Source organism: Steroidobacter denitrificans (assembly GCF_001579945.1).
GTDB lineage: Bacteria > Pseudomonadota > Gammaproteobacteria > Steroidobacterales > Steroidobacteraceae > Steroidobacter > Steroidobacter denitrificans.
Genome location: NZ_CP011971.1, coordinates 433,067 through 454,694, shown reverse-complemented (window position 1 = coordinate 454,694; position 21,628 = coordinate 433,067). Strand labels below are relative to the sequence as shown.

The following is a 21,628-nucleotide window of genomic DNA, read 5'->3' as shown; positions in this document are numbered from 1 at the left end:
TTTAGCCGTTTACCGCTCGTTTGACTCCTGCATCGAGCGCCAGTGCTTCGGCCTTGTCGGTCTTTTCCCAGGTGAACCCCGGTTCCGAGCGGCCGAAATGCCCATAAGCAGCCGTTTTTTCGTAAATGGGCCGTAGCAGATCCAACATCTGCACGATGCCTTTCGGACGCAGATCGAAATGCTTGGTGACCAGTTCCTCGAGTTGTTCATCGGCAATCTTGCCGGTGCCGAACGTGGTGACCATGATACTGGTGGGCCGAGCGACGCCGATGGCATACGACACCTGCACCTGAGCCTTCGCCGCCAGCCCGGACGCCACGATGTTCTTGGCGACGTAACGAGCGGCATAGGCTGCCGAACGGTCCACTTTCGAAGGATCCTTGCCGGAAAACGCACCGCCGCCATGCGGCGCAGCACCGCCATAGGTATCCACGATGATCTTGCGTCCGGTCAGCCCGCAATCACCCTGCGGCCCGCCGATGACGAAGCGACCCGTGGGATTGACCAGATAATTGATCTTTTTACCGATCATTTCCTGCGGCAGGACCGGCTTGATGATTTCCTCGATCACGGCCTGGGACAACGTAGCGTGGTCCACATCCGGGTGGTGCTGGGTGGACAGGACGACGGTATCGATCTCCTTGGGACGTCCATCGACATACCTGACCGTGACCTGCGATTTTGCATCGGGACGCAGCCATGACAGCGCCCCGGAGTGGCGCAACTGCGCCTGGCGCTCCACCAGGCGATGCGCCAGATAGATAGGCAGGGGCATCAGTTCCGGCGTTTCATCGCAGGCATAACCGAACATCAGGCCCTGATCGCCTGCGCCCTGATCGAGATCGAGTCCCCGCCCTTCGTCGACGCCCTGGGCAATGTCCGGCGACTGCTTGTCATAGGCCACCAGTACGGCGCAGCCCTTATAGTCGATACCGAAATCGGTGTTGTCATAGCCGATGCGGCGAATGGTTTCGCGAGCGATCGACTGATAGTCGACCGCGGCGTTCGAGGTGATCTCCCCGGCAAGGATGACCAGTCCCGTATTGCACAGCGTTTCCGCCGCCACGCGCGAATGCTTGTCCTGCGCCAGGATCGCATCCAGGATCGCATCCGAGATCTGATCCGATACCTTGTCCGGATGCCCTTCGGAAACCGACTCGGATGTGAATAGATAACTGCTGCTCATGATAGGTGGGTTCCTGAAGTCGCAAGGGACAGGTCTACTCTGAAATTCTCTCGATACCGCCGCTCGAATTCCTGCGGCGTGAAGCGATGATTTTGGGTACCGCGAAACTCGATTTTGATCGCTCCCAGCAATGAGGCGATGCGCCCGGTGGTCTCCCAGTCCAGTTCATGCAGCAAGCCATGCAACAGACCTGCACGATAGGCGTCACCGCACCCGGTCGGATCGACGATCGCTGCCGGCTTGGCGCACGGAACATGCAGTTCGCCATCCGCAGTATGGATCACGGACCCTTCCGCGCCGCGCGTGACGATCAGCGCCCGCACATGATTCAGTGCATCGCCGGCCGTCCAGCCGGTTTTCTGTTGCACCACCTGCCACTCGTAATCGTTCACCGCCAACCAGGTCGCCTGGGCAATGAAGGCCTTCAGTTCATCACCATTGAACATCGGCAATCCCTGACCAGGATCGAAAATGAAAGGCGTGTTCTGTGCGGCGAACTGCGCGGCATGCTGCAGCATGCCCTCACGGCCGTCCGGCGCTACGATACCGATTGCGACATCGGACGCCTCGGAAACCTGGTTGACATGCGCCTGCTGCATCGCGCCTGGATGAAATGCCCATATCTGATTGTCATCCAGATCGGTCGTGACGAAGCCCTGGGCGGTGTGTTCGTCATCGATGACCCTGATGTGATCTCCAGGCACGCCACGTTCCTGCATCCATTGCGCATACGGACCGAAGTCGTGCCCGACGGTCGCCATTGGATAGCCGACATCGCCCAGCAGATGCAGGTTGTAGGCGATATTTCCGGCACACCCCCCGAATTCGCGCCGGATTCTGGGCACCAGAAACGACACATTCAGCATATGTATCTTGTCGGGCAGAATGTGATTTCTGAAACGATCCTCGAACACCATGATCGTATCGAAGGCGACAGAGCCGCAAATCAGGGCTTTCTTCTGTAGTCGTGTAGTCATCGGCTTTCGATGATGGATACCTGGAGAACTTGCCGGAGTGCCGCCGCCCCAACCCGGGCGGCAAGGACCGGAATTGTATGGCAAGCGGCACCTCGAATGGGCAAGTTGCCACGAATAACCCCCGAATTGAAGGACATACACCTCGATATCGGCCATCCTGCCGTACCGGCCTGCCGCTCATCCCATGAATCCTGCAAAACGCACTGGAGGATCTGCGGCAAAGCTACGCGCAGCAGGCTTGCCAGCGGAATGACGGACCCCGACAATTCCCGGCTTTGCGGATTTCGACGCCGTCCTTGAGGGAAAATTCATATGACTGCCACGATCATCGACGGCCGCGCCACAGCGCAGCGTCTGCATGCACGTATTACCGCTCGTGTTGCCGAACTCGCAGTCAGCCACTCACTGGTGCCCGGACTGGCGGTCATCCTGGTAGGCGAGGATCCTGCCAGCCAGGTCTATGTCGGCAATAAGACACGCCAGGCGCAGGCTGCCGGCATTCGCCACTTCGATCATCGTCTACCCATCGGCGCCACGACACAGGAACTCATCGATCTGGTGAAAGCATTGAATGCGCGCGAGGATGTGCACGGTATCCTGGTACAGCTGCCGCTTCCCCCGGGAGTCGACGACTCGGCGGTCCTTGCAGCAATCGATCCATCCAAGGATGCCGATGGTTTTCATGCCATCAACGTCGGCCGCCTGTCGCTGGGCGAACCGGCCACCGTGCCTTGTACGCCCCTGGGCTGCCTATCGTTGATTCGCCAGGTCATACCGGTCATGTCCGGCAAGCGCGCCCTGGTCATCGGACGCTCCAACATCGTCGGCAAACCCATGGCCCAGTTGTTGCTGCAGAATGACTGTACCGTAACGATTGCGCATTCGCGCACGCGCGACCTGCCGCAACTATGCGCCGAGTCGGATATTCTGGTGGCCGCGATCGGCCGTCCGCGGGCGATCGCCGGCGCATGGATTCGGCCTGGAGCCGTCGTCATCGACGTAGGCATCAACCGCATCGACGACGGCAGCGGCAAATCTCGCCTGGTCGGCGATGTGGATTACGACAGCGCCGTGCTGCGCGCCGGCGCGATCACTCCCGTCCCGGGCGGCGTAGGCCCGATGACGATCGCCTGTCTGCTGCTGAATACCCTCAATGCGGCCCAGCGTATTCGTTTCGGCCCAACAGCCGAACAACTCGCTCCCTGATCGGAATGGCAGTCGACTCATCGGAATGGCAGCCGAGTCCTCGGGATGGCGGTCGAGCGCCCCGGATGACGGCCAACGTCAAAACGGCGGGCGATACGGCCCAAGGAAATCTTCTTGGGATGCCTCCGAGGCGGATACTCCGGCCGTAACGAAGTACGGCCGGGAAATTCACTCGACTTCGTCTTCGGTGTCGCCGCCCGCGACTGCGAACAGCTTGTCGAGTATCGAGTAGAAGGCCTTGCGCTCGCTTTCACTCAGCGTCAACAGTATTTCCGCCTGTCGCTTACGGGCGACGGGCAGCACGGACTTGTACAACGCCTGACCCTTGGCGGTGACAGAGACCATGACCGGGGCCGCCAGCGCCTCGCGAGCGCGTGAGCCCGCCGGACGGATGGTCTTCATCTTGGTCAGACCCCGTTCCGCCATGACACGCAAGGTGCGGCTCACCTGACCTTTATCCATGCCGCTGCGCAGCGTAGCTTCGGAAAAGCGCAGCGGCGAAAAGCGCGCCACCAGCGCCAGCAGGCGCCACTCCGGCAAACTCAGTCCGAATTGAGCCAGATAGGGTTTGGTCAAGTTCGTGCGCATCGCATTCGACAAGCGCGTCACGCGGAACGTCAGGAAATCCTCGGTATTCAAGCTCGAACCAGTGCTCGACAGCTTGACCCAGGGACAAGTCGATTTCGAAGCTGACCGCTGCCGCGGTTTCTTCTGAACAGTCTTTTTCACGGAAAACACCCGATCCGACCAGGGAGTGGCCGGCGAATCAACGTATTTTGCCGTAATTTGCCGCCGATGAATAGGATGGTCTGCAACACCGGCCGCCGGAACAACCCCCGTCGGTCTCGATCCGGGAAAATCCGCAGCCGGATTTACGCGGATTTTCATGCTCTTGGCTCTTACTTTCCGGCATCAGCGCCGCCGTTTGCTACGGCATACCCGGCGGGCGTCCTTTACAAGCAAGACTGCCTATTTCTGAGACCGTTTCCACAATGTTGTGCAACGCTTGCTATAACGCATGAAAATACCGTAAAAAAACTGTGCATATCGAATTGGAGACTGCTATGTTCCGCGCCCAGTGGAGAGGGCAATACTCAACCAGGACGCCCGGGCACGGGTGCTCGAAGAATGGTTTCAATTACCCGAATCGCGCCGCAGCCATGCGACCGATGCGGTGGCGTTCGCCTTTCGCTTGCTGAGAGATCAACCCCAGCTGTGCGAGACGCTGCGCGGCAATGCTCCAGAACTGATCGCCAACTGGCTGATGTCCCATCTGCACAACGCCAATCTCGGCTGACCAATCTAGGCTGAATGGCGCCTTCATGGTTGAAGATACCGAGGCGTACCGCTCGGCAATCAGGCACCCTGTAGACCCTGGCTGATGCCGCTTACCGTGGCCAGCAGCACCCCTCGCAGCTCATGATCCTTCCGCTCGCCGGCACGCCAGCGGCGCAGCAAATCCACCTGCACCAGATGCATGGGGTCGATATACGGATTGCGCAGCATGATCGACCGCTGCACGGTCGGCTCCCCGTCCAGGAGCCGGGCGGTGCCGCGCAACCGCAGTACCTGCTCCCGGGATTTCTCATACTCGGCACGCAGCACGGCAGTGAAGCGCCGCAACTCGATATCGACCAATCCCTCGTAAACCGCTGCAATCTCCAGATCCGCCCGCGCCAGAGAACGCTCGATATCGTCGATGAGATTCGTGAAAAAGAACCACTGCTCGTACATCTCACGCAGCACTGACAGTCCCTGCGCCTGCATGACCTGAGCCAAAGCGCTGCCCGCACCGAACCAGGCCGGAAGCATGTAGCGACATTGCGACCATGCGTGCCACCAGGCGCTCGAGCGCAGTTCAGCGATCCCGGCCGGCTGACCCGGTACCCTGGGGCGCCAGCCCGTGCGCGAACCGATCTGCATATGTTCGATGACATCGATGGGTGTCAGCTGGCGAAAGAACTCGGGGAAGCCCGCCGAATCATAGATGAGCGAGCGATATGCCTGGGCGCTTAGCGTTCCCAGCGCATCCATTGCCTCGCGCCAGCGCGGATCGACTCGTTCCGGCGGCATGATGCCGCCCCGGGACAGTGACAGAGCATTGAAGGCTTGTTCGAACACTCGCAGCGCAATGGGATGCAGACCGTACTTTTCATTGATCAGCTCGCCCTGCTCGGTGATGCGCAATCGCCCACGCCTGGCGCCATCGGGACCGCCGCGCACCAGTATTTCCGTGCGTCCGCCGCCACGGTCGATGGCGTCGCCCTGGTCATGGAACAACGTCAAGTCGATGCCCGCGCCATCGGCAGCTGCGAACAGGGCTTCCTGGGCCTGGCGCAGGCGCCAGCGCGACATGATGATCCCACTTTCCTTGTTGCTCGCCGAATAGCCGATCATCACATACTGTCGATTGCCCCGGCCCAGCAGATGCCGCCGATAGACCGGCTCCCTGAAAAGTCTGCCCATGATCTCCCCACAGGCTTCCAGAGCTGCGCCGGACTCGAACATGGGTGCGATATCCACCGGCAGATCGCCCGAATGCCGGTCAGCCGTATCGGCCCAGCGCGCCAGCAACAGTACCGACAGAATATCGTCAACATCACGTGCATGACTGACCACGTACGGACCGATCGCATCGGCACCATAGCGATGCAGGATGTGCGCCACCGTCTCCAGTACCCACACGCTTCGCCTGCCGCGGGGATCCAGCGTTCGGCTCGGGCCGACATCACGCTCCAGCGCCTCGCACAGTTGCCGGGTGCGCTGCTCGCAGGTATATGCCGACCATTGCGGATCGGCCAAACCATGCTCGATGACGCCACGATGCACATGAGCGCTCTGACGAATATCGAGCGTAGCAAGATGAAAACCGAAGGTGCGCACCCGGCGGATCAGGCGGCGCACCTGGAACAATCCTGCATGCAGACCCTTGTTGGCTTCCAGGCTCTGTGCGATCAGCGCCAGGTCTGCCAGGAAATCCGCAGCCGATTCGTAATGGTTCGCTCGGCCGTCGTAGGTTGCGCGCAGCCGCTCCAGCACCTGGGCCAGGAACAGGCGATAAGGCATGCGATCGCGGCGCGCAGGGGCCAGATTCGCGGTACCCGGCAACAACACCCGATAATGATCGATCCGCGCCCGCAAGGCGTCGGAAATGCCGATGCGTGTTTCGCTTTGCGACAACGCTTCGGCCAGGCTTTGACATTCCAGGAAGTATCGATTGACGATGATCTGCTGATGCCGTGCGATCGTCTCTCGTATCGTCTTGGCGTTGACATTGGGATTGCCGTCCATGTCACCGCCGACCCATGACCCGAACCGCAGTATCTCCGGCACCTCAAAATCGCCGCTCTGCTCCCCATAGGCCTCCTTGATCGCCGCCTCGAGCTCCTCGTAGAAGGCCGGCACGATCTCGTAAAGCACCTCGGCAATGAAAAACAGCACGTGCTCGCGCTCATCGGCAACCGTAAGCCGCTCGCGGGAGTTGTCCGCGGTCTGCCAGCCGGAGGTGATTTCAGCGCGTATGCGCTCCAGCAATCTTCGGGTCTCGCCCAGCGCCGCAGTGTGCGACAGCCCCAGACGCCTCAACAGCAATAGCGCGATCCGCTGCTGCTTGCGCAGGATCGTGCGCCGGGTGGACTCGGTCGGATGCGCGGCGAACACCGGTTCGATCCACAGCTCCAGTAACAACTGGCGTAATCCGGCCAGATCGAGCCCCGATTCTTTGAGTCGCATGATCGCTGCCTGGATACCGCCGGGCTGAACGATTCCCTCGTTCAGATACTGCCGGCGGCGGCGAATGCGGTGCACCTTCTCGGCCATATTGACCATTTCGAACCAAGTGGAGAATGCGCGCACCAGTTCTCCAGCCTCGGTCGTCGGCACATCGCGAGTACGTACGCTGAGTTCCAGCGCCCCCTCCGCATCCCCGTCCCGGCGCGCGATCGCCGCCTGGCGATCCTGCTCCACCGCCTGGAACAAGGCCTCTCCGCCCTGCTCCTGAATCATCTCTCCGACGAGCATCCCGAGGATATGGACGTCCTCGCGCAACTCGGCATCCTTGGGAGGAAAAATAATATCGGCGCGTGACATGAACAGGTCGCAAAAAAAAGAATGGCGCGAAATGAAGGAGTCTATCAGAGCGCGCCCAGAGCACGCCGTGGCGGTCTGAAGCCGCTATGACAGCAGGTACGGCGCGGATCGACCAAGCAACTCGGACGAGTGCCTCAATAGTTCTCACAAGTTCTCATATGGACTGCGTGCACCAGCACCTCGATGGCCTCTCCGAAACGCGGCACCAGCAGCAATCGCAGAGTTCCCTCATCCGAAGGCCGCGCCGGATCATCGATGAGGATTTGCTCCATGCAGCGAGACACACGACGCCGCACTTCGTTGACGAAACGCAATTCGTCAGCATCTACTACCTACTCCGGTCCCGGACCATGGAAATGACGCAACAAACGGACTCGGACCGGATGCCGGAATCGGCAGCCGGTCCGAGCCGATCATGCACATCCCGGGCGCTAGATAGGCAGCTTCGGCGCCGTGTAGTCCCTTGATGCTGCCGTGGCCTTCCACAGGGCTAGGGTGGCCGCTGAGACCTCCGATGACGCATCGGTCTGCATTTCAAGATTCAGCACTGAGTCGGTCTCGCCGCGCCCATACATGCTGGCGACGGCGGTACCAAGCGTGAGCACCAGTCCCGCACCCAATACAATGCGTTTTTTCATGAGCACCTACTCCTCGATCCAGAGAGCTCAGACGACCTGCGCCACCGGGCGCTTGCCGCCGCCGCTACCGTCGGCCAGCTGCAGGACCGGCCGCTTGCCACCGCCGCTGCCGTCGGCCAACTGCAGGACCGGCCGCTTGCCACCGCCGCTGCCGTCGGCCAACTGCAGGACCGGCCGCTTGCCACCGCCGCTGCCGTCGGCCAACTGCAGGACCGGCCGCTTGCCACCGCCGCTGCCGTCGGCCAACTGCAGGACCGGCCGCTTGCCACCGCCGCTGCCGTCGGCCAACTGCAGGACCGGCCGCTTGCCGCCGCCGCTGCCGTCGGCCAGCTGCAGGACCGGCCGCTTGCCGCCGCCGCTGCCGTCGGCCAATGCCTGACCCATGAACATAACGCCAGCGATCGTCAAGGAAGCTGCAAGAATCTTGCGCATGACAATATCCCTCCCGAAAAGTGATGGAAGCGTTCATCGACAAACTGATTCACTGGGGTAAGCGACATGTAAATGTGATTGCCATCACACTACTGCTGCGCTTATGGAAAAATCGGAGGGATCGGCGAATGCCTTAGAAGAAACTAAGGGAAATCCCTACCTGGATATACCTGAGTCGAGCCGCCAAAGTTTGCGCTGCAGCAGCTGCTGGCCCGAAGTGACTTCAATCCACGATCTTCGGTGCCCTGGATGACAAAACCGTGGATATATCCGATAGTTAGAGATACACGGGGCCAGAAGCGGAGATCTTTCTGAGCAACACGATTGCAGCTGCCATCGCACCGCCGGATCCTCAGGCCGTCACCCGGCTGCTATCCGCCTGGCAAGCAGGCGACAGTCGGGCTCTGGAACGGCTGACGCCGCTCATATATGAAGAGTTGCGCAATCGGGCACGCCGTTATATGCGACGAGAGCGCCCAAACCATACTCTTCAAGCCACCGCAGTGGTTCACGAAGCCTTCGTCAAGCTGGTGGAAATGGACGTGCCCTGGCAGGATCGAGCCCATTTCTTCGCCGTGGCTGCCCGCCAGATGCGGCGCATACTGGTCGATCATGCCAAGATGCGCTGTCGCGACAAACGCGGGGGCGCTACGACAGACTCGCTGGACGAGTTCGAATTCGATATTGCCCCCGCAACCGCAGGTAACATCGACATCCTGGAGATCGACGAAGCGCTGATCCGGCTATCCGAACAGAGTGAGCGCCTGGCCAAAATGATGGAGCTGCATTACTTCGGCGGCCTCACCTACCAGGAGCTATCGGAAACCCTGAAGGTGTCCGAAGCCACCGTCGATCGGGAGATCCGCCTGGCAAAAGCCTGGATGCTGCGAGAGATGCGTCCGCCTCGCCGCGAATCCGAAGCTTGAATCCATGAATACCGATCCATCAGCGAGGCTCGCCGACAAGCGTTGGGCTCGCCTTGAGGAACTGTTTTCACAGGCTATCGAACTGCCACCGGTACAACGCGCTGCCTTCATCACTCGAGAAACCGCCGAGGATGCCGCACTTCGCCGGGAACTCCTGGAACTGCTCGAATGTGATTCCGGCAAGTCAACCGGTCCCCTGACGAATGCGCTCGGTGCCGCAATCGATGCCACCGCGCGCGATCGACGCAAAGCGTACATCGGGCGGATCATAGGCAATTACAAGCTCGTTTCCGTACTGGGTCAGGGTGGTACGGGCACCGTCTATCTAGGAGAACGCGCCGATCGTCAATACTCTGCGCAAGTAGCGGTCAAAATCGTCGACAGCGCCACCATAGGCGATTTAGGCATGCGTTTCAGAGCTGAACGCCAGATCCTGGCCAGCCTCAATCATGCCAATATCTCCAGACTGCTCGACGCCGGCGAAACGCCGGAGGGCCAACCCTACCTGGTCATGGAATATGTCCATGGGGAGCCGGTCGATCGCTATTGCGACACCCGGCAGCAGGATCTGCGTGGGCGTCTGAAGCTGTTTCTGGAAATCTGCGGCGCCGTCCAGTATGCCCATCAAAATCTGATCGTCCATCGTGACTTGAAGCCCGCGAATATACTGGTGACTCCCGAAGGTTCACCCAAGCTGCTGGATTTCGGTATCGCCAAGCTTCTGGATGCCGGTGACGCACCGACAGTGCTTGCACTGACACGCATGAACGACCGGCTGCTGACGCCGGAATACGCCAGTCCCGAACAGATACTGGGCCGCAACGTGACGACGGCCAGCGATGTCTATGCCCTTGGTGTGGTGCTGTACGAGTTGCTGACCGGATTGCGGCCCTACATCGTTCCGGCGTCTGCCAGTCAACTCGAACTGGAGCGCACGATCTGCATCGCCGATCCGACGCGCCCCAGCGCCATGATAGGGCGCGCCATCGATCATCCAGCGGGCGACAAACCGGTGGACATCCGCGCAATTGCGGCAGCACGCGGTACGACACCTGAGAAGCTGCAGAAGCGGCTGCAAGGCGATCTCGATGCCATCGCTCTGCGCGCCTTGCGCAAGGAGCCTCAGCATCGCTACAGCTCGGTCGAGCAGCTTGCCGCTGACGTACGACGCTATCTCTTGCGCGAACCGGTGTCCGCGCGCCAAGGCAACTGGCTGTACTACTCACAGCGTTTTGTACGCAGGCACACCTACGGTGTTGCTGCCGGCACCCTCTTTGTGGCGCTGATCATCAGCTTCGCGGTGGCAATGTCGGTCCAGACTCGGCGTATCGCCGCTGAACGGGACCGGGCGGAACTCGAAAGCGAACGAGCAGAAAAAGTTTCGGACTTTATGTTGACCGTGTTCTCTGCTGCCGATCCGTTCACGCACGAAGGACGCGAGATCACCGCTCGTGAGCTGCTCGAACGCTCAGGACAGCAGGTCCGGGAGGACCTCGGCCAGCATCCGGAAGTGCGTGCCAGGCTGCTGGAATCGATCGGGCGCGCGTATCGCCGGCGCGGCGACACCGACAAGGCAATCAGCTTTCTCGAAGACGCAGTGCATATCCGCAAGCAGATGACCGATAACGACGGCTCGGCGATCATCGCTGCCATGGCCGAACTCGCCGTCGCCTTGCGCCAGGTCGGGGATGTGGAAGGCTCGGACAAGATACTTCGCGACGCGCTGCAGCAAGCGCGTTCCGAAGGATTGGAGCGCACACCGAGCTATGCCAAGCTCCTGGTCAATCGTGGCCGTCTCGAACTTGACGCAAGCAACCTCCCGGCGGCACGCCGGTACTTCGAGGAAAGCCTCGATCTGTATCGCGAAGTCCTTGGGCCGCGCGACATGGAAGTGGCTGTGGTGCTGCTGGAATTGTCACGTCTCTATCAATGGAGCGAGGATCTGCAATCCGCCGAACGGGCCGCACGCGATGCCGTCGCGATTTTTAGTGTGACGGTCGCACCCTTGCATCCGGATCGGGTATTGGCCAAAGCCCGCCTAGGTGAAGTGCTGTATCTGCAAGGGCGCATCAACGATGCCTCAGCTCTGTTTGTTGATTCCCTTAAAGACCAGATCACGCTGTTCGGAGAGAACAGCCGCCCTGTGGCGGACGTACGTGACTCCTTGTCCCGTATCCTCCGCGCGCAGGGACGGATCGAAGAGGCCGAAAAATACGCCCATGCAGCACTCGACTCGAGTATCGCGGCAATGGGCACAGAGCACACGGACACCGCCTATTATCGCACCGCCCTTGCCGCACTGCTGACTCAGCTCGGCGACTACACGCAGGCGGAAACGCAATTACGAGCAGCACTCGACACCTTCTCGAAGCTGCTTCCGCCGGACCATCAGTACGTAGCCTCCGCAGAACACCTGCTGGGCGAAGTCCTGCTCATGACCCATCGTCTGACCGATGCGGAAGCCATGTTCACGGCGTCCATGAATCGATGGAAACGCACCGAAGCACCCGCATGGCGCTCGGCGCGTGCGGCCAACGGCCTGGGTGAAGTATTATATCGGCAAGGACGTATCATCGAGGCAGAGCGCTATCTCACCGAGAGTTATAGCGTTCTTGCGATCGACGAAAACGCCGACCGCGACGCGCGTACCGTGGCCCGCGAACGAATGACGCGGTTCTATACGGATCGCGGCCAGCGCGAGAAGCTCCAGGAATTGATACTGGCTACCAGCCGCGGCGTCACCGATGGATCCCCCCCTGCGGCCGCGCGCAACTAGCGGTCCGGTTCTTCATCGCCTGCGCGCCACCTGGTCATCACGCCGTCACCCGAACGATCCGCTTCTGTTACAGTCTCAAGGCAGGATGATCACAAGAGGCCGAGCAACGATGCGAGCACGAATTCTTTCCGTCTGGCTTGCGTTTTTTCTTTTATGCACATTCAGCGCCGGTGCCGGCGCAGATGAGCGACAGGACGCGCGTCTGCTGAATTCCACACAGGTGCTCACCGAACTCATGCAAATGCCGGAGGACAATATTCCGGCGTGGCTCCTGCAGCGCGCACATGCCATCGCCGTCATCCCCAATGTCATCAAGGTCGGACTGGGAATCGGCGGGCGGCGTGGCAAGGGAGTACTGGTGGTCCGCAACGACAACGGCACCTGGAGCAACCCGGTGTTCGTGAATCTGACGGGCGGCAGTTTCGGCTTCCAGATCGGCGTACAGTCGACGGATGTCGTGCTGGTATTCACTTCGCGCCAGAGCATCGAGGGTATCGTCGGCGGCAAAGTCACCCTGGGCGCCGATGCCTCGGTTGCCGCCGGTCCGATGGGGCGCCAGAGTTCAGCGGCGACGGATATCGGGCTCACGGCCCAGGTGTATTCCTACTCGCGCGCCAGCGGTCTATTCGCGGGCGTGGCGCTCGACGGCTCGGCGCTGACGATCGATCATCGCTCCAATCGGGATTTCTACGGCCGTCCCGGCATCCTCGCCAGCGACATCATCCGCTCCGACGCGCCGGCGGCGCCCGCACCGGCGGGCACGTTCATCGCTGCCGTCGATCGGACCGCCGGCTATACCGCATCGCCCAACACTACCGCGGCATCGGCCCCGACGCCGGCATCTCACTCGGCGACCGACGCCGCCTCGCAGAGCACTGCAGGTCAGGCCGACGAGAACGGATTTGTCACCTATCCGATGGAAGATCCGCATCCAGGCCAGGAACCGCCAGAGTGATATCTCAGAAAGTGATCCCTCGGAACGATCTTTGAAAGGACCCGTATCGGACGGTCGACGCCCGTGCTCTCGAACCTCCTTCTTGTGCGGCCCAGCCGCCGCTCATCCGCACCGTCATTCCTCTGACGGCTGACTCTGACGGCTGATCAAATATCCAACGTGACGCCGCATCCTCCCAGTCCGCAATAGCCGTTTGGATTCTTGTGCAGGTACTGCTGGTGATACGCTTCCGCGTAATAGAACTCCGGCGCATCCAGAATCTCGGTCGTGATTTCCCCATGACCCGCACGCCGTAGACACTCGCCGAAAGCGCGCCTGCTTGCATGCGCGGCAATACGCTGTTCGGCATCGTAGACATAAATGCCAGAGCGATACTGGGTGCCGATATCGTTCCCCTGGCGCATGCCCTGGGTCGGATCGTGGGATTCCCAGAATGTCTTGAGCAAGGTCTCGTAGCTCACCCGCCGCGGATCGTAGATCACTCTCACGACCTCGCTATGACCGGTGCGGCCCGAACAGATCTCTTCGTAGGTTGGATTGGGCGTGGAACCCGCGGCATAGCCCGCAGCCGTGCTGTAGACGCCCGGCACCTGCCAGAACCTGCGCTCCGCACCCCAGAAACACCCCATGCCGAACAAGGCCGGCTTCATATCCTCCGGATACGGCGGGACGATCGGGTTTCCGTTCACTGCATGCCGCTCGGGTACGGGCATGGGCATGGCGCGCCCGGAAAGCCTGGAGGATTCAGGTCCGCCGGGTCTGTGAAAGGAAAGCATGGTGGAACCTCGCGGGCCGCGCCGAGGCGGACTTCGAAAGCTATTTTGCAACAATTCACCTGCCGCGCAAGATCCCGGCCGGTTCGCCGCCCTCCCCGACGCCCGCACGAGGCCCCTGCCCTTCTGCCTGGGGATGGCCTTCGCCCATCCGGCCCGAACGCCGATATGCCACACATCTCAGACCGAAAGTACAAGCGCCTCCGGGTCCATGAACGGCAAGGCCTGCGGCATGCGCCGGCACTGCCGAGGGGTAAGCCCATGAAATCGGCGCAGCGCACGAAACAAAGTCGAACGTGAATCGAATCCGACCTGTCTCACGATCTGCTCGACCGCCATTTCGCTGCTTCGCAGCAAGCGCGCGGCCACGCTGGTACGCTTGCGCTGCAAATACTCGTGCGGCGTTACCGCATTGATGCTCTTGAACAGGCGCAGGAAATGATGGCGCGACAGATATGCCGACTTTGCCATGTCGCCGAGCGTCAGCGGCCGGTCATAGCAGGAATGAATGAAATCGGTGGACAACGACACGCGGCGCAGAATCTCGCGGCGGGTGGAGGCGCGGCGCACCGGAATATTGTGCGCACGGACGACCACGCTGCGATGATGCATCAACATGCGTTCCAGCAGAAATGCGAACTGCTCCTCATACCACAAAGGATCCTCGAGCCCCATGTCGCAGTGCCGCCGGATGAATAGCAATACCGGCGTTACGCTGCGATCATGCGTCTGCAAATGCGACAGGAACGGCAGAATCGACGCGGACGGCGGCTCGCCCGACTCGAGCAAACGGTCCTCGTCGGTGATCAGGGTGCCGAGTACCTCCTCGGGCATACCGCGGCGAAACAGAATCGTCAGCGCCTGGATTTCCTGGAGACCACGGATACGCACGTCGGCAGATCCGCCCTTCATCACCAGCCAGGTATCATCATCCACTTTGACACGGCGTCCTTCGGTGCAGACATCCTGGCGGCCATTCCAGGCGCATAGCAGTGCCAGACGTCCGCAGCCGAGCGAATACTCGGCGGCGCGAGTCCGCAGACTCAGGATGGCGTGACTCATGTCCGGCTGAACCTGGTCCTTGCCCAGGCCGCTGCTCATGCTTTCCCGGGTCCGACGGATGATCATCCGCATTTCCTCCTGCAGGTTGGGTCGCTGCACCGGGTCGCGCCGCTCCCGCCCAAAGGCATCCGGCCGGCGCTCGAACCCTTACCTCACTCGAGGCGGGGCACGCGTTTCCGCGTGTCATGCGACAGTGATTCGGATATGACCGGGAAGGCTGCAACACTCATCCCTGAATAGACCGGTTTGTCATGCATTTACGCAACGACTGAGATCCGCTTATCCTTGTCCGTCCATGGCAAAATCCAACGCTCAGACAAGGCATATTTTCAGAACACAATGCGCTGCATGTGGTTTTATTAGAAATATCAATCAGATACTAAATGGCCATCTTTCACGAACATAACCTTGCCCGGCCACTGCCTGCGCAATGCCGCTTCGGTATACGCGTCAAGCTGCGTTCGACCGATCCGTTCAAGAACCTGGTCGGCAGCGACTGGCACAAAGAACACTGGTTCGCCACCCGCGAGGAGCGCGATCGCGCCTTGAAGGAAATGAGCGGCCGATACCTATACTTCCGTCCGGGCGATCAACCCAGCCTGCAGTTCGAGAAAATGGAAAAATAAAGATTGTCTGCACGACGAGCGGCGGCCATCGATCTTAACGCCGGCGCTCGAACTTCCGCTCGAAGTCTCCGTCAAGCTACAGGTTCGTAGTGTCCGTCAGAAGGTTCGGCCCAGGAACAGATAGAACGCACTGTCTCCGCCTTCATCGTAGCCGGTGGCGAGATAGACCGGCCCCAGCGGAGTATCGACGCCGAAAAACAGGCTGCCGTTCTTGCGCAAGTCTCCGAAACTCATATCCCGGCGGTCCATCCAGGTGTTGCCGGCTTCGAAAGACACGCCGGCATAAGCCGGCAGATCCAGTACGCCTTCGCCGCCCCGGCCGATGCGGCGGTAATACATGAGACGGCCGATCGCGTAATGCGGACCGGACAAGTAACCCGGCGGCAGGCCAGAGAGGTTCTGGAATCCTCCCAATGTGAAAAGATTCTGCGGTGTCGGTTCGTCGCCGATCGTGGTGCCCGCGTCGACCCAGAAAATAAGCGTATGCCGATCGAACGAGCGCGCCATCAGCCAGCTGCTCGAGAAGGTGTCGAAATTCCTGATCGCGCCCATGCTGGTGCGTTCGCCGCGCCACTCCAGCTCGAACTGCTGACCGTGGCGCGGAAAGAACAAGCTGTCCAGCCTGTCATAGGAAAAACGCCCGAAATACCCGCCGCTGTCATAGCGCCGGGTCACCAACGCATCCTCAACCTCCGGAGATAACAGCGCCGGATCACCGATCAGCACGCGTGACCGGCCCGTACCCCGGCGCATGCCGAAGCGTATTTCGCCCCAATTGGACAGCTCGCGTCCCACGTCGATGCCGCCTTGCAAGGTGCGCACTCGATACTCCGCCAGCCGGTCGCGATCGAATACGCTGCGTTCCTCGAACTCCAGCTGCGGTGCCACGAAATACCGGCCGGCGAGCGAAAGTGGCTGATAGAACTCCGTGAAGATCCGCGGCCGCTCGCCGATCTGCAGATCCGCAAGCCATTCCGCATCCAGGCGGTTGATCTCGGTGGCGATGAATCGCAGTGCGGCGTTGTAGCGGCTGTTACCTTCGAAATCGTCTTCCAGGTTCAAGCCGAAGCGGACATAGTTGGGCCCCCAGCTCTTGCGGCGCAGATCCAGCTGCAGACCGGTACGCCCCTGTTCCTCCACCAGGGCATAGTCGATGGACTCGAAGCGATCCAGAGCATAGAGCGAGGACATCCGGCGGCGAAGCTGCACCTTGTCGAGCGTGTGTCCGACCAGGTCCGCCATCTTCGCCTGGACCAGCGCCTCATACTCGGGTGTCCGCGGATCGGCCCGCACGAACTGCACTAGCGGCGCCTGGGTCGAACGTGGATTTCGCTGGGCGAGATAGTCCTGGTATCGGCGCTCGTCGAGCGACAGGGCGGCCAATGCCTGGCGCACCTTGCGCGCGCCTTGCTCCCCGGCGTTCAAGGCCTGCGGCACCCGGCTGAAGTCGGCGGATGGAAACCGGCCCAGCGGCGGCTCGATGAGGATGTCGGTGGGCGCGAGCTTCTCGCGTTGCTCACGCGTGCGCGCCCGGATCAGGATTGCGAACGCCTGATTGGTCACTTCCAGGGGTGAGCGCAGTTCCTCGGGCGCATACAGGGGAAAGCTGACGTCGACCGCGATCAGCACATCCACGCCCATTGCGCGCGCCGTCTCGACCGGGAGATTGTCGACCAGTCCGCCATCCACCAGCATCCGTCCACCGCGCTGCGCCGGCGTGAACACCCCCGGCGCGGACATGCTGGCGCGCATGGCGGACACCAGATCGCCGGCATCCATGACGACTTCCCCGCCGCTTTCGAGATCCGTGGCAATGGCGCGGAATGGAATCGGCAATGCATCGAAGTCGCGGGTTTCCGCTACCGGCAAGGTATAGCTGCGCAATACCTGTTCGAGCTTCTGGCCCTGCACCAGGCCGCGCGGCATCGTGAATCCCTCCTCGGTCACCCCCAGGGCATAGCGCACCAGAAAATTACGGTCGTCCTGCTTACGCCGAAATCCCAGTTCCGTACGCGGCGGCCGGTCCTTGAAGGCCTCCTGCCAGTTGAGCGAGCGGATCAAGGTTTCGATCTCGACACCCGTCATACCGGAGGCATACAGCCCACCGACGACCGCACCCATGCTGGTTCCTGCAATGGCGTCGATGGGCACGCGCATTTCGTCGAGAACCTTGAGCACGCCGACGTGCGCCGCTCCGCGCGCCCCTCCGCCGCTGAGCACCAGGCCGACGCGCAGACGCTCCGGCTCGCCCGGCGCTGCAGCCGTGTCCGCAGCCGCACGCTGACCGCCGTGGCACGACAGTAAAATCCCCAGGAGTATCGCGGCGAATCTAGTGCGCAATAGGCTCATCATCGAAATGCTACGCCAACGGCATGTACCGGCTCCAAACATTCTCTACCCGCCCGTGGAGGAGCCCGGCCGAGGGTACCAAAACCCGGCCTCGGACCGTATGCTTCATAAGCTTTCCCGTCCCCTGATCGCCTGCGCGCGCTGTTTCGAATTCCACATGCCGACCGACCTGCCCGTTTCAAGAACCGCTCTTCGAACATCCACCCCTGGAATAGCGCCCCCTGCCGGCCACTGCGTGCGACGGCCTCTATGCGCCCTCCTCGGTGCCCTGATTCCCGTCGGCACACTGTTTGCGGCACCCGAAATCAGTCTCGCCGGGCGCGTGGACGAAGTGATCGTCACGGCGACCCGCACCGCCGAGCCGCTGCGTGATTTCGTCGGCAGCGTCTCCTTGATCGGTGATGATGCAGTCTCGCTGGTGGGTTCCACACATCATGTCGAAATCATCAACCGGGCTGCCGGCGCCATGATCCAGCGCAATAACGGCCAGGAAAGCCTCACCGCGATCCGCTCGCCCGTGCTTTCGGGGCCCGGCTCATGCGGCGTATTCCTGTTCCTCGAAAACAGCATCCCGATTCGTCCGACCGGTTTCTGCAATGTCAACGAGATGTTCGAAATAAACACCGAGCAGGCGCGCTCGATCGAGGTGCTGCGCGGCCCCGCCGGGGTGGCATACGGCTCCGGTGCAATGCACGGTGCGATCAATATCATCCAGGCGGCACCCGATCAACTCCCGGCCCTGGGCCTGGCGCTGGAAACCGGGCCGGACGACTACTATCGCGGCAAGCTGGCGCTGAGTCATCACGGCGCCACCGCTTATGGCGGCACCCTTGTGGCCACACATGACGGCGGCTGGCGCGATGATTCGGGGCTTAAGGAGCAAAAGCTCAATCTGGAGCTGCAGCGCCAACTCTCACAAGGCACGTTCGCTCTCAGACTGGCGGCGACCAACCTGAATCAGGACACTGCCGGATTCATCCAGGGCGAGAACGCCTACCGCAACAAACGCCTTGCGCGCTCGAATCCAAACCCGGAAGCCTATCGAGATGCCTATGCGGCGCGTCTGAGCGCCGAATACCGCCGTTCGCTGAACGACCGCCTGCAGCTGTCGGTACAGCCCTACCTGCGCCATTCACGCATGGAATTCCTGCAGCATTTCCTGGTCGGCAAACCCCTGGAAGAGAACGGTCAGGACTCGATCGGCATCCTCACTGCACTGGATATCCTTGCATTCGGCAACACCCGGATCCTCGCCGGCATGGACCTTGAATGGGCCGACGGCTTTCTCAAGGAAACGCAGGCGGGCCCCGCAACCGATGGAGCCCCTGCGGCAAACGCCATCCGCCCGGCCGGCAAGCACTACGACTACCGAGTCCAAAGCACGGTGGCCGCTCTGTTTACTCAATTCGAACAGCCTTTTGCGGCAAACTGGAAGCTGACTGGCGGCGCGCGCGCCGAATACGTCTATTACGACTACGACAATCGCATGCTTGCCGGCAATACCCGCGATGACGGGACCCGTTGCGAACCGGCGGATTGCCTGTTCAATCGTCCGGCGGATCGCAGTGATGACTTCACGAATGTCACCTCCAAGTTAGGCCTCGCCTACTCGATCAGCGATCGGCATACCGTCTATCTTGCTTATACGCGCGGCTATCGCGCCCCCGATACCAACGAACTGTATCGTCTACAGCGTCAGCAATCGATCGCAGACCTGGATGCCGAGCACATCAGCAACATCGAGATCGGCGCACGCGGCGGCTTTTCCTCCTTGCGCTATGCGCTGTCCTTGTTCTCGATGGAAAAAGATCATGTCATTTTCCGCGATTCCAATGCGTTCAACGTCAGTAACGGACGCACGGATCACGAAGGTATCGAGTATGAACTGTCCTGGCTACCGGCCGATATCCTGTCGCTGTCGCTGGCCGGCACCTATGCGAAGCATCGCTATGCGAACGATATCGTGGAAGGCAGCGAGATCATCATCGCAGGACGCGATATGGACACGGCCCCCCGGCACATCAACTCCACACACCTGAGCTGGCGTCCATTGGATCGGGTACGCGCCGAACTGGAATGGCAATCCATCGGCCGCTATTACGTCGATGCTTCCAACGCCCGCGAATACAGCGGACATGACTTGCTGAATCTGCGTTTGCGCTGGGACGTGAATTCGTCCTGGGGTGCAACCCTGCGAGTCAACAACCTCACTGACCGCGCCTATGCCGACCGCGCCGATTTCGCTTTCGGCAGCTATCGATATTTTCCAGGGCGCGATCGCACGGTATTCCTGGAAATGGGATATCGATCTCCGTAGATCACAGAACGGCGCCTCAGTCCTCCGCGAGACGGGTTCGACCCTTGCGTGAAGACTTGGCTGCGGCCTCTTGGCGGATGCCGCATCCCGCCGAACGCGATCGTCCGGCCGCAGCGCTGCGCTGCGTCATCGCGACCGTCGGTGCATCCTGTTCGACCGCGGCCGGCCGCGGCACCTGCTGGGTGATGCAATGAATATTGCCGCCGCCCAGCAAAATCTCTCTCGCCTGGACACCGATGATGCGCCGCTCGGGAAAAATATTCCGCAGGCAGCGCGCCGCCTCCCGGTCGTACCGCCGGTCGAGCAGCGGCATGACGATGGTGGAATTCGCGATATAGAAATTCACGTAAGAAGCTGCGAGCCGCTCGCCCTCCCTTCGCGGTAAATTTCCTTCCGCCCGGTCGATGTCCTTTACGTCCTGCGCCCGGCGATACATGGGCTTGGGCTGCATCAACTTATGTATCTTCAATGCACGGCCCTGCGCATCGCGTGCATCCATCAATCGCTCGTAGGCATCCCTGGAGATCCGGTACTGCGGATCCCGCCGCTCGTCCGTCCAGGTCAGCACCACCTCGCCAGGCCGTGCGAAACAGCAGAGATTATCGACATGCCCGCTGGTCTCGTCATCCACGACACCATTGCCGAGCCAGATGATCTGAGTTACGCCCAAATATTCATGCAGCAGAATTTCCAGCTGGCCACGATCCAGCTGTGGATTACGATTGGGGTTCAGCAGACATTCCTCAGTCGTGATCAAGGTGCCCTGGCCGTCGACATGAACGGCGCCCCCCTCCAGCACGAATGGAGCACGATAACGCGCCGCGCCCTCGACCTCGAGCACCTTGCGCGCCACCAGATCATCCTGATCCCAAGGCCAGTGCAGGCCGCCGTTCAACCCACCCCAGGCATTGAATTGCCAGTCCACGCCGCGTACGCCACCGTGTCCATCCACCACGAACGTCGGGCCGACGTCGCGCATCCAGGCATCACCGCTGCTCATTTCCACCATACGGATCGCATCCGGCAGCATCGAGCGCGCGTGTACGTACTGCGCAGCCGATGCCCCCACCGTCACGGGTTCAGCCGTGGCGATAGCGGCAGCCACCGCGGCAAAAGCCGCCTGGGCCGGCTTGGCGCCCGAGCGCCAGTTGCTGGGACGCTCGGGCCAGAGCATCCAGCATCCGGCATGAGGCTCGAATTCGCCGGGCATGTGAAAACCGTCGGCGGCGGGAGTCGCGGCAAGTGTCGTCGTCATCCCGACATTTTAGCGCCTCGGCGCAACTCCACAGCGCAACTCCATATCCGCTCTGCAGACA

At 61.1% G+C, this 21,628-nt stretch carries 18 protein-coding genes; 7 read left to right on the top strand and 11 right to left on the bottom strand.

The genetic code is table 11. The annotated features are described in order from the left end of the window. Window position 1: 1 nt before the first annotated feature. Together metK and ACG33_RS01915 are read right to left on the bottom strand one after the other, a co-directional pair. The gene (gene metK / locus ACG33_RS01920; protein WP_066918246.1) at window positions 2–1,186 is read right to left on the bottom strand and encodes a methionine adenosyltransferase; all 1,185 of its coding nucleotides are present in this window, start codon (window positions 1,184–1,186) and stop codon (window positions 2–4) included. Then, the gene (locus ACG33_RS01915) at window positions 1,183–2,163 is read right to left on the bottom strand and encodes a carbohydrate kinase family protein (RefSeq protein WP_066918244.1); all 981 of its coding nucleotides are present in this window, start codon (window positions 2,161–2,163) and stop codon (window positions 1,183–1,185) included. The genes metK and ACG33_RS01915 overlap by 4 nt, the downstream gene beginning before the upstream one ends. A 312-nt stretch (window positions 2,164–2,475) precedes the next feature. On the opposite strand from ACG33_RS01915, the gene folD reads away from it, so the two are divergent. Beyond that, window positions 2,476–3,369, top strand: coding sequence for a bifunctional methylenetetrahydrofolate dehydrogenase/methenyltetrahydrofolate cyclohydrolase FolD (folD, locus tag ACG33_RS01910; RefSeq protein WP_066918242.1), 894 nt, complete (start codon window positions 2,476–2,478; stop codon window positions 3,367–3,369). A 168-nt stretch (window positions 3,370–3,537) separates the two neighbouring features. On the opposite strand, the gene ACG33_RS01905 is transcribed toward folD, so the two are convergent. Beyond that, a complete protein-coding gene (locus ACG33_RS01905) occupies window positions 3,538–4,008 on the bottom strand; it encodes a MarR family winged helix-turn-helix transcriptional regulator (RefSeq protein ID WP_066918239.1) in 471 nt (156 codons plus the stop codon). A 478-nt stretch (window positions 4,009–4,486) separates the two neighbouring features. On the opposite strand from ACG33_RS01905, the gene ACG33_RS01900 reads away from it, so the two are divergent. Then, window positions 4,487–4,666: a hypothetical protein gene (locus ACG33_RS01900; RefSeq protein WP_157071632.1), complete on the top strand. Its 180-nt coding sequence runs from the start codon at window positions 4,487–4,489 to the stop codon at window positions 4,664–4,666. Between the two features lie 59 nt (window positions 4,667–4,725). Here ACG33_RS01900 and ACG33_RS01895 read toward each other — a convergent pair whose 3' ends face one another. The 4 genes from ACG33_RS01895 to ACG33_RS01885 form a co-directional block, all read right to left on the bottom strand. Beyond that, complete coding sequence (locus ACG33_RS01895; RefSeq protein ID WP_066918236.1) at window positions 4,726–7,458, bottom strand: phosphoenolpyruvate carboxylase; 2,733 nt, start codon at window positions 7,456–7,458, stop codon at window positions 4,726–4,728. Window positions 7,459–7,592: 134 nt separating this feature from the next. Continuing rightward, window positions 7,593–7,730 carry a hypothetical protein gene (locus tag ACG33_RS15985; protein WP_210399138.1) on the bottom strand — a complete coding sequence of 46 codons (138 nt, stop codon included), beginning with the start codon at window positions 7,728–7,730 and terminating at the stop codon, window positions 7,593–7,595. 159 nt (window positions 7,731–7,889) lie between these two features. Then, on the bottom strand, window positions 7,890–8,096 hold the full coding sequence (locus ACG33_RS01890; RefSeq protein ID WP_066918234.1) for a hypothetical protein: 207 nt from the start codon (window positions 8,094–8,096) through the stop codon (window positions 7,890–7,892). Window positions 8,097–8,123: 27 nt separating this feature from the next. Beyond that, window positions 8,124–8,528, bottom strand: coding sequence for a hypothetical protein (locus ACG33_RS01885; RefSeq protein ID WP_066918233.1), 405 nt, complete (start codon window positions 8,526–8,528; stop codon window positions 8,124–8,126). A 305-nt stretch (window positions 8,529–8,833) separates the two neighbouring features. Between ACG33_RS01885 and ACG33_RS01880 the strand changes: the two genes are divergently transcribed. The 3 genes from ACG33_RS01880 (at window position 8,834) to ACG33_RS01870 (ending at window position 13,185) form a co-directional block, all read left to right on the top strand. Continuing rightward, window positions 8,834–9,454: an ECF-type sigma factor gene (locus ACG33_RS01880; protein WP_210399232.1), complete on the top strand. Its 621-nt coding sequence runs from the start codon at window positions 8,834–8,836 to the stop codon at window positions 9,452–9,454. Between the two features lie 4 nt (window positions 9,455–9,458). Continuing rightward, on the top strand, window positions 9,459–12,230 hold the full coding sequence (locus ACG33_RS01875) for a serine/threonine-protein kinase (protein WP_066918229.1): 2,772 nt from the start codon (window positions 9,459–9,461) through the stop codon (window positions 12,228–12,230). A 109-nt stretch (window positions 12,231–12,339) separates the two neighbouring features. Next, the gene (locus tag ACG33_RS01870; protein WP_157071630.1) at window positions 12,340–13,185 is read left to right on the top strand and encodes a lipid-binding SYLF domain-containing protein; all 846 of its coding nucleotides are present in this window, start codon (window positions 12,340–12,342) and stop codon (window positions 13,183–13,185) included. A gap of 146 nt (window positions 13,186–13,331) precedes the next feature. On the opposite strand, the gene msrA is transcribed toward ACG33_RS01870, so the two are convergent. After that, the gene (gene msrA / locus ACG33_RS01865) at window positions 13,332–13,961 is read right to left on the bottom strand and encodes a peptide-methionine (S)-S-oxide reductase MsrA (RefSeq protein ID WP_066918227.1); all 630 of its coding nucleotides are present in this window, start codon (window positions 13,959–13,961) and stop codon (window positions 13,332–13,334) included. Window positions 13,962–14,138: 177 nt separating this feature from the next. Beyond that, a complete protein-coding gene (locus tag ACG33_RS01860; RefSeq protein ID WP_168159994.1) occupies window positions 14,139–15,086 on the bottom strand; it encodes a helix-turn-helix domain-containing protein in 948 nt (315 codons plus the stop codon). A 317-nt stretch (window positions 15,087–15,403) separates the two neighbouring features. Here ACG33_RS01860 and ACG33_RS01855 point away from each other — a divergent pair, with 317 nt between their 5' ends. Beyond that, on the top strand, window positions 15,404–15,646 hold the full coding sequence (locus ACG33_RS01855; RefSeq protein ID WP_066918223.1) for an RNA-binding protein: 243 nt from the start codon (window positions 15,404–15,406) through the stop codon (window positions 15,644–15,646). Window positions 15,647–15,742: 96 nt separating this feature from the next. Here the strand turns inward: ACG33_RS01855 and ACG33_RS01850 are convergent, their stop codons facing one another. After that, window positions 15,743–17,998, bottom strand: coding sequence for a patatin-like phospholipase family protein (locus ACG33_RS01850; RefSeq protein ID WP_066918221.1), 2,256 nt, complete (start codon window positions 17,996–17,998; stop codon window positions 15,743–15,745). 232 nt (window positions 17,999–18,230) lie between these two features. Between ACG33_RS01850 and ACG33_RS15980 the strand changes: the two genes are divergently transcribed. Beyond that, window positions 18,231–20,312 carry a TonB-dependent receptor gene (locus tag ACG33_RS15980; RefSeq protein WP_066918219.1) on the top strand — a complete coding sequence of 694 codons (2,082 nt, stop codon included), beginning with the start codon at window positions 18,231–18,233 and terminating at the stop codon, window positions 20,310–20,312. Window positions 20,313–20,328: 16 nt separating this feature from the next. On the opposite strand, the gene aguA is transcribed toward ACG33_RS15980, so the two are convergent. Next, window positions 20,329–21,567, bottom strand: a complete 1,239-nt coding sequence (gene aguA / locus ACG33_RS01840; protein ID WP_083536355.1) for an agmatine deiminase — start codon at window positions 21,565–21,567, stop codon at window positions 20,329–20,331. Between the last annotated feature and the right edge of the window lie 61 nt (window positions 21,568–21,628).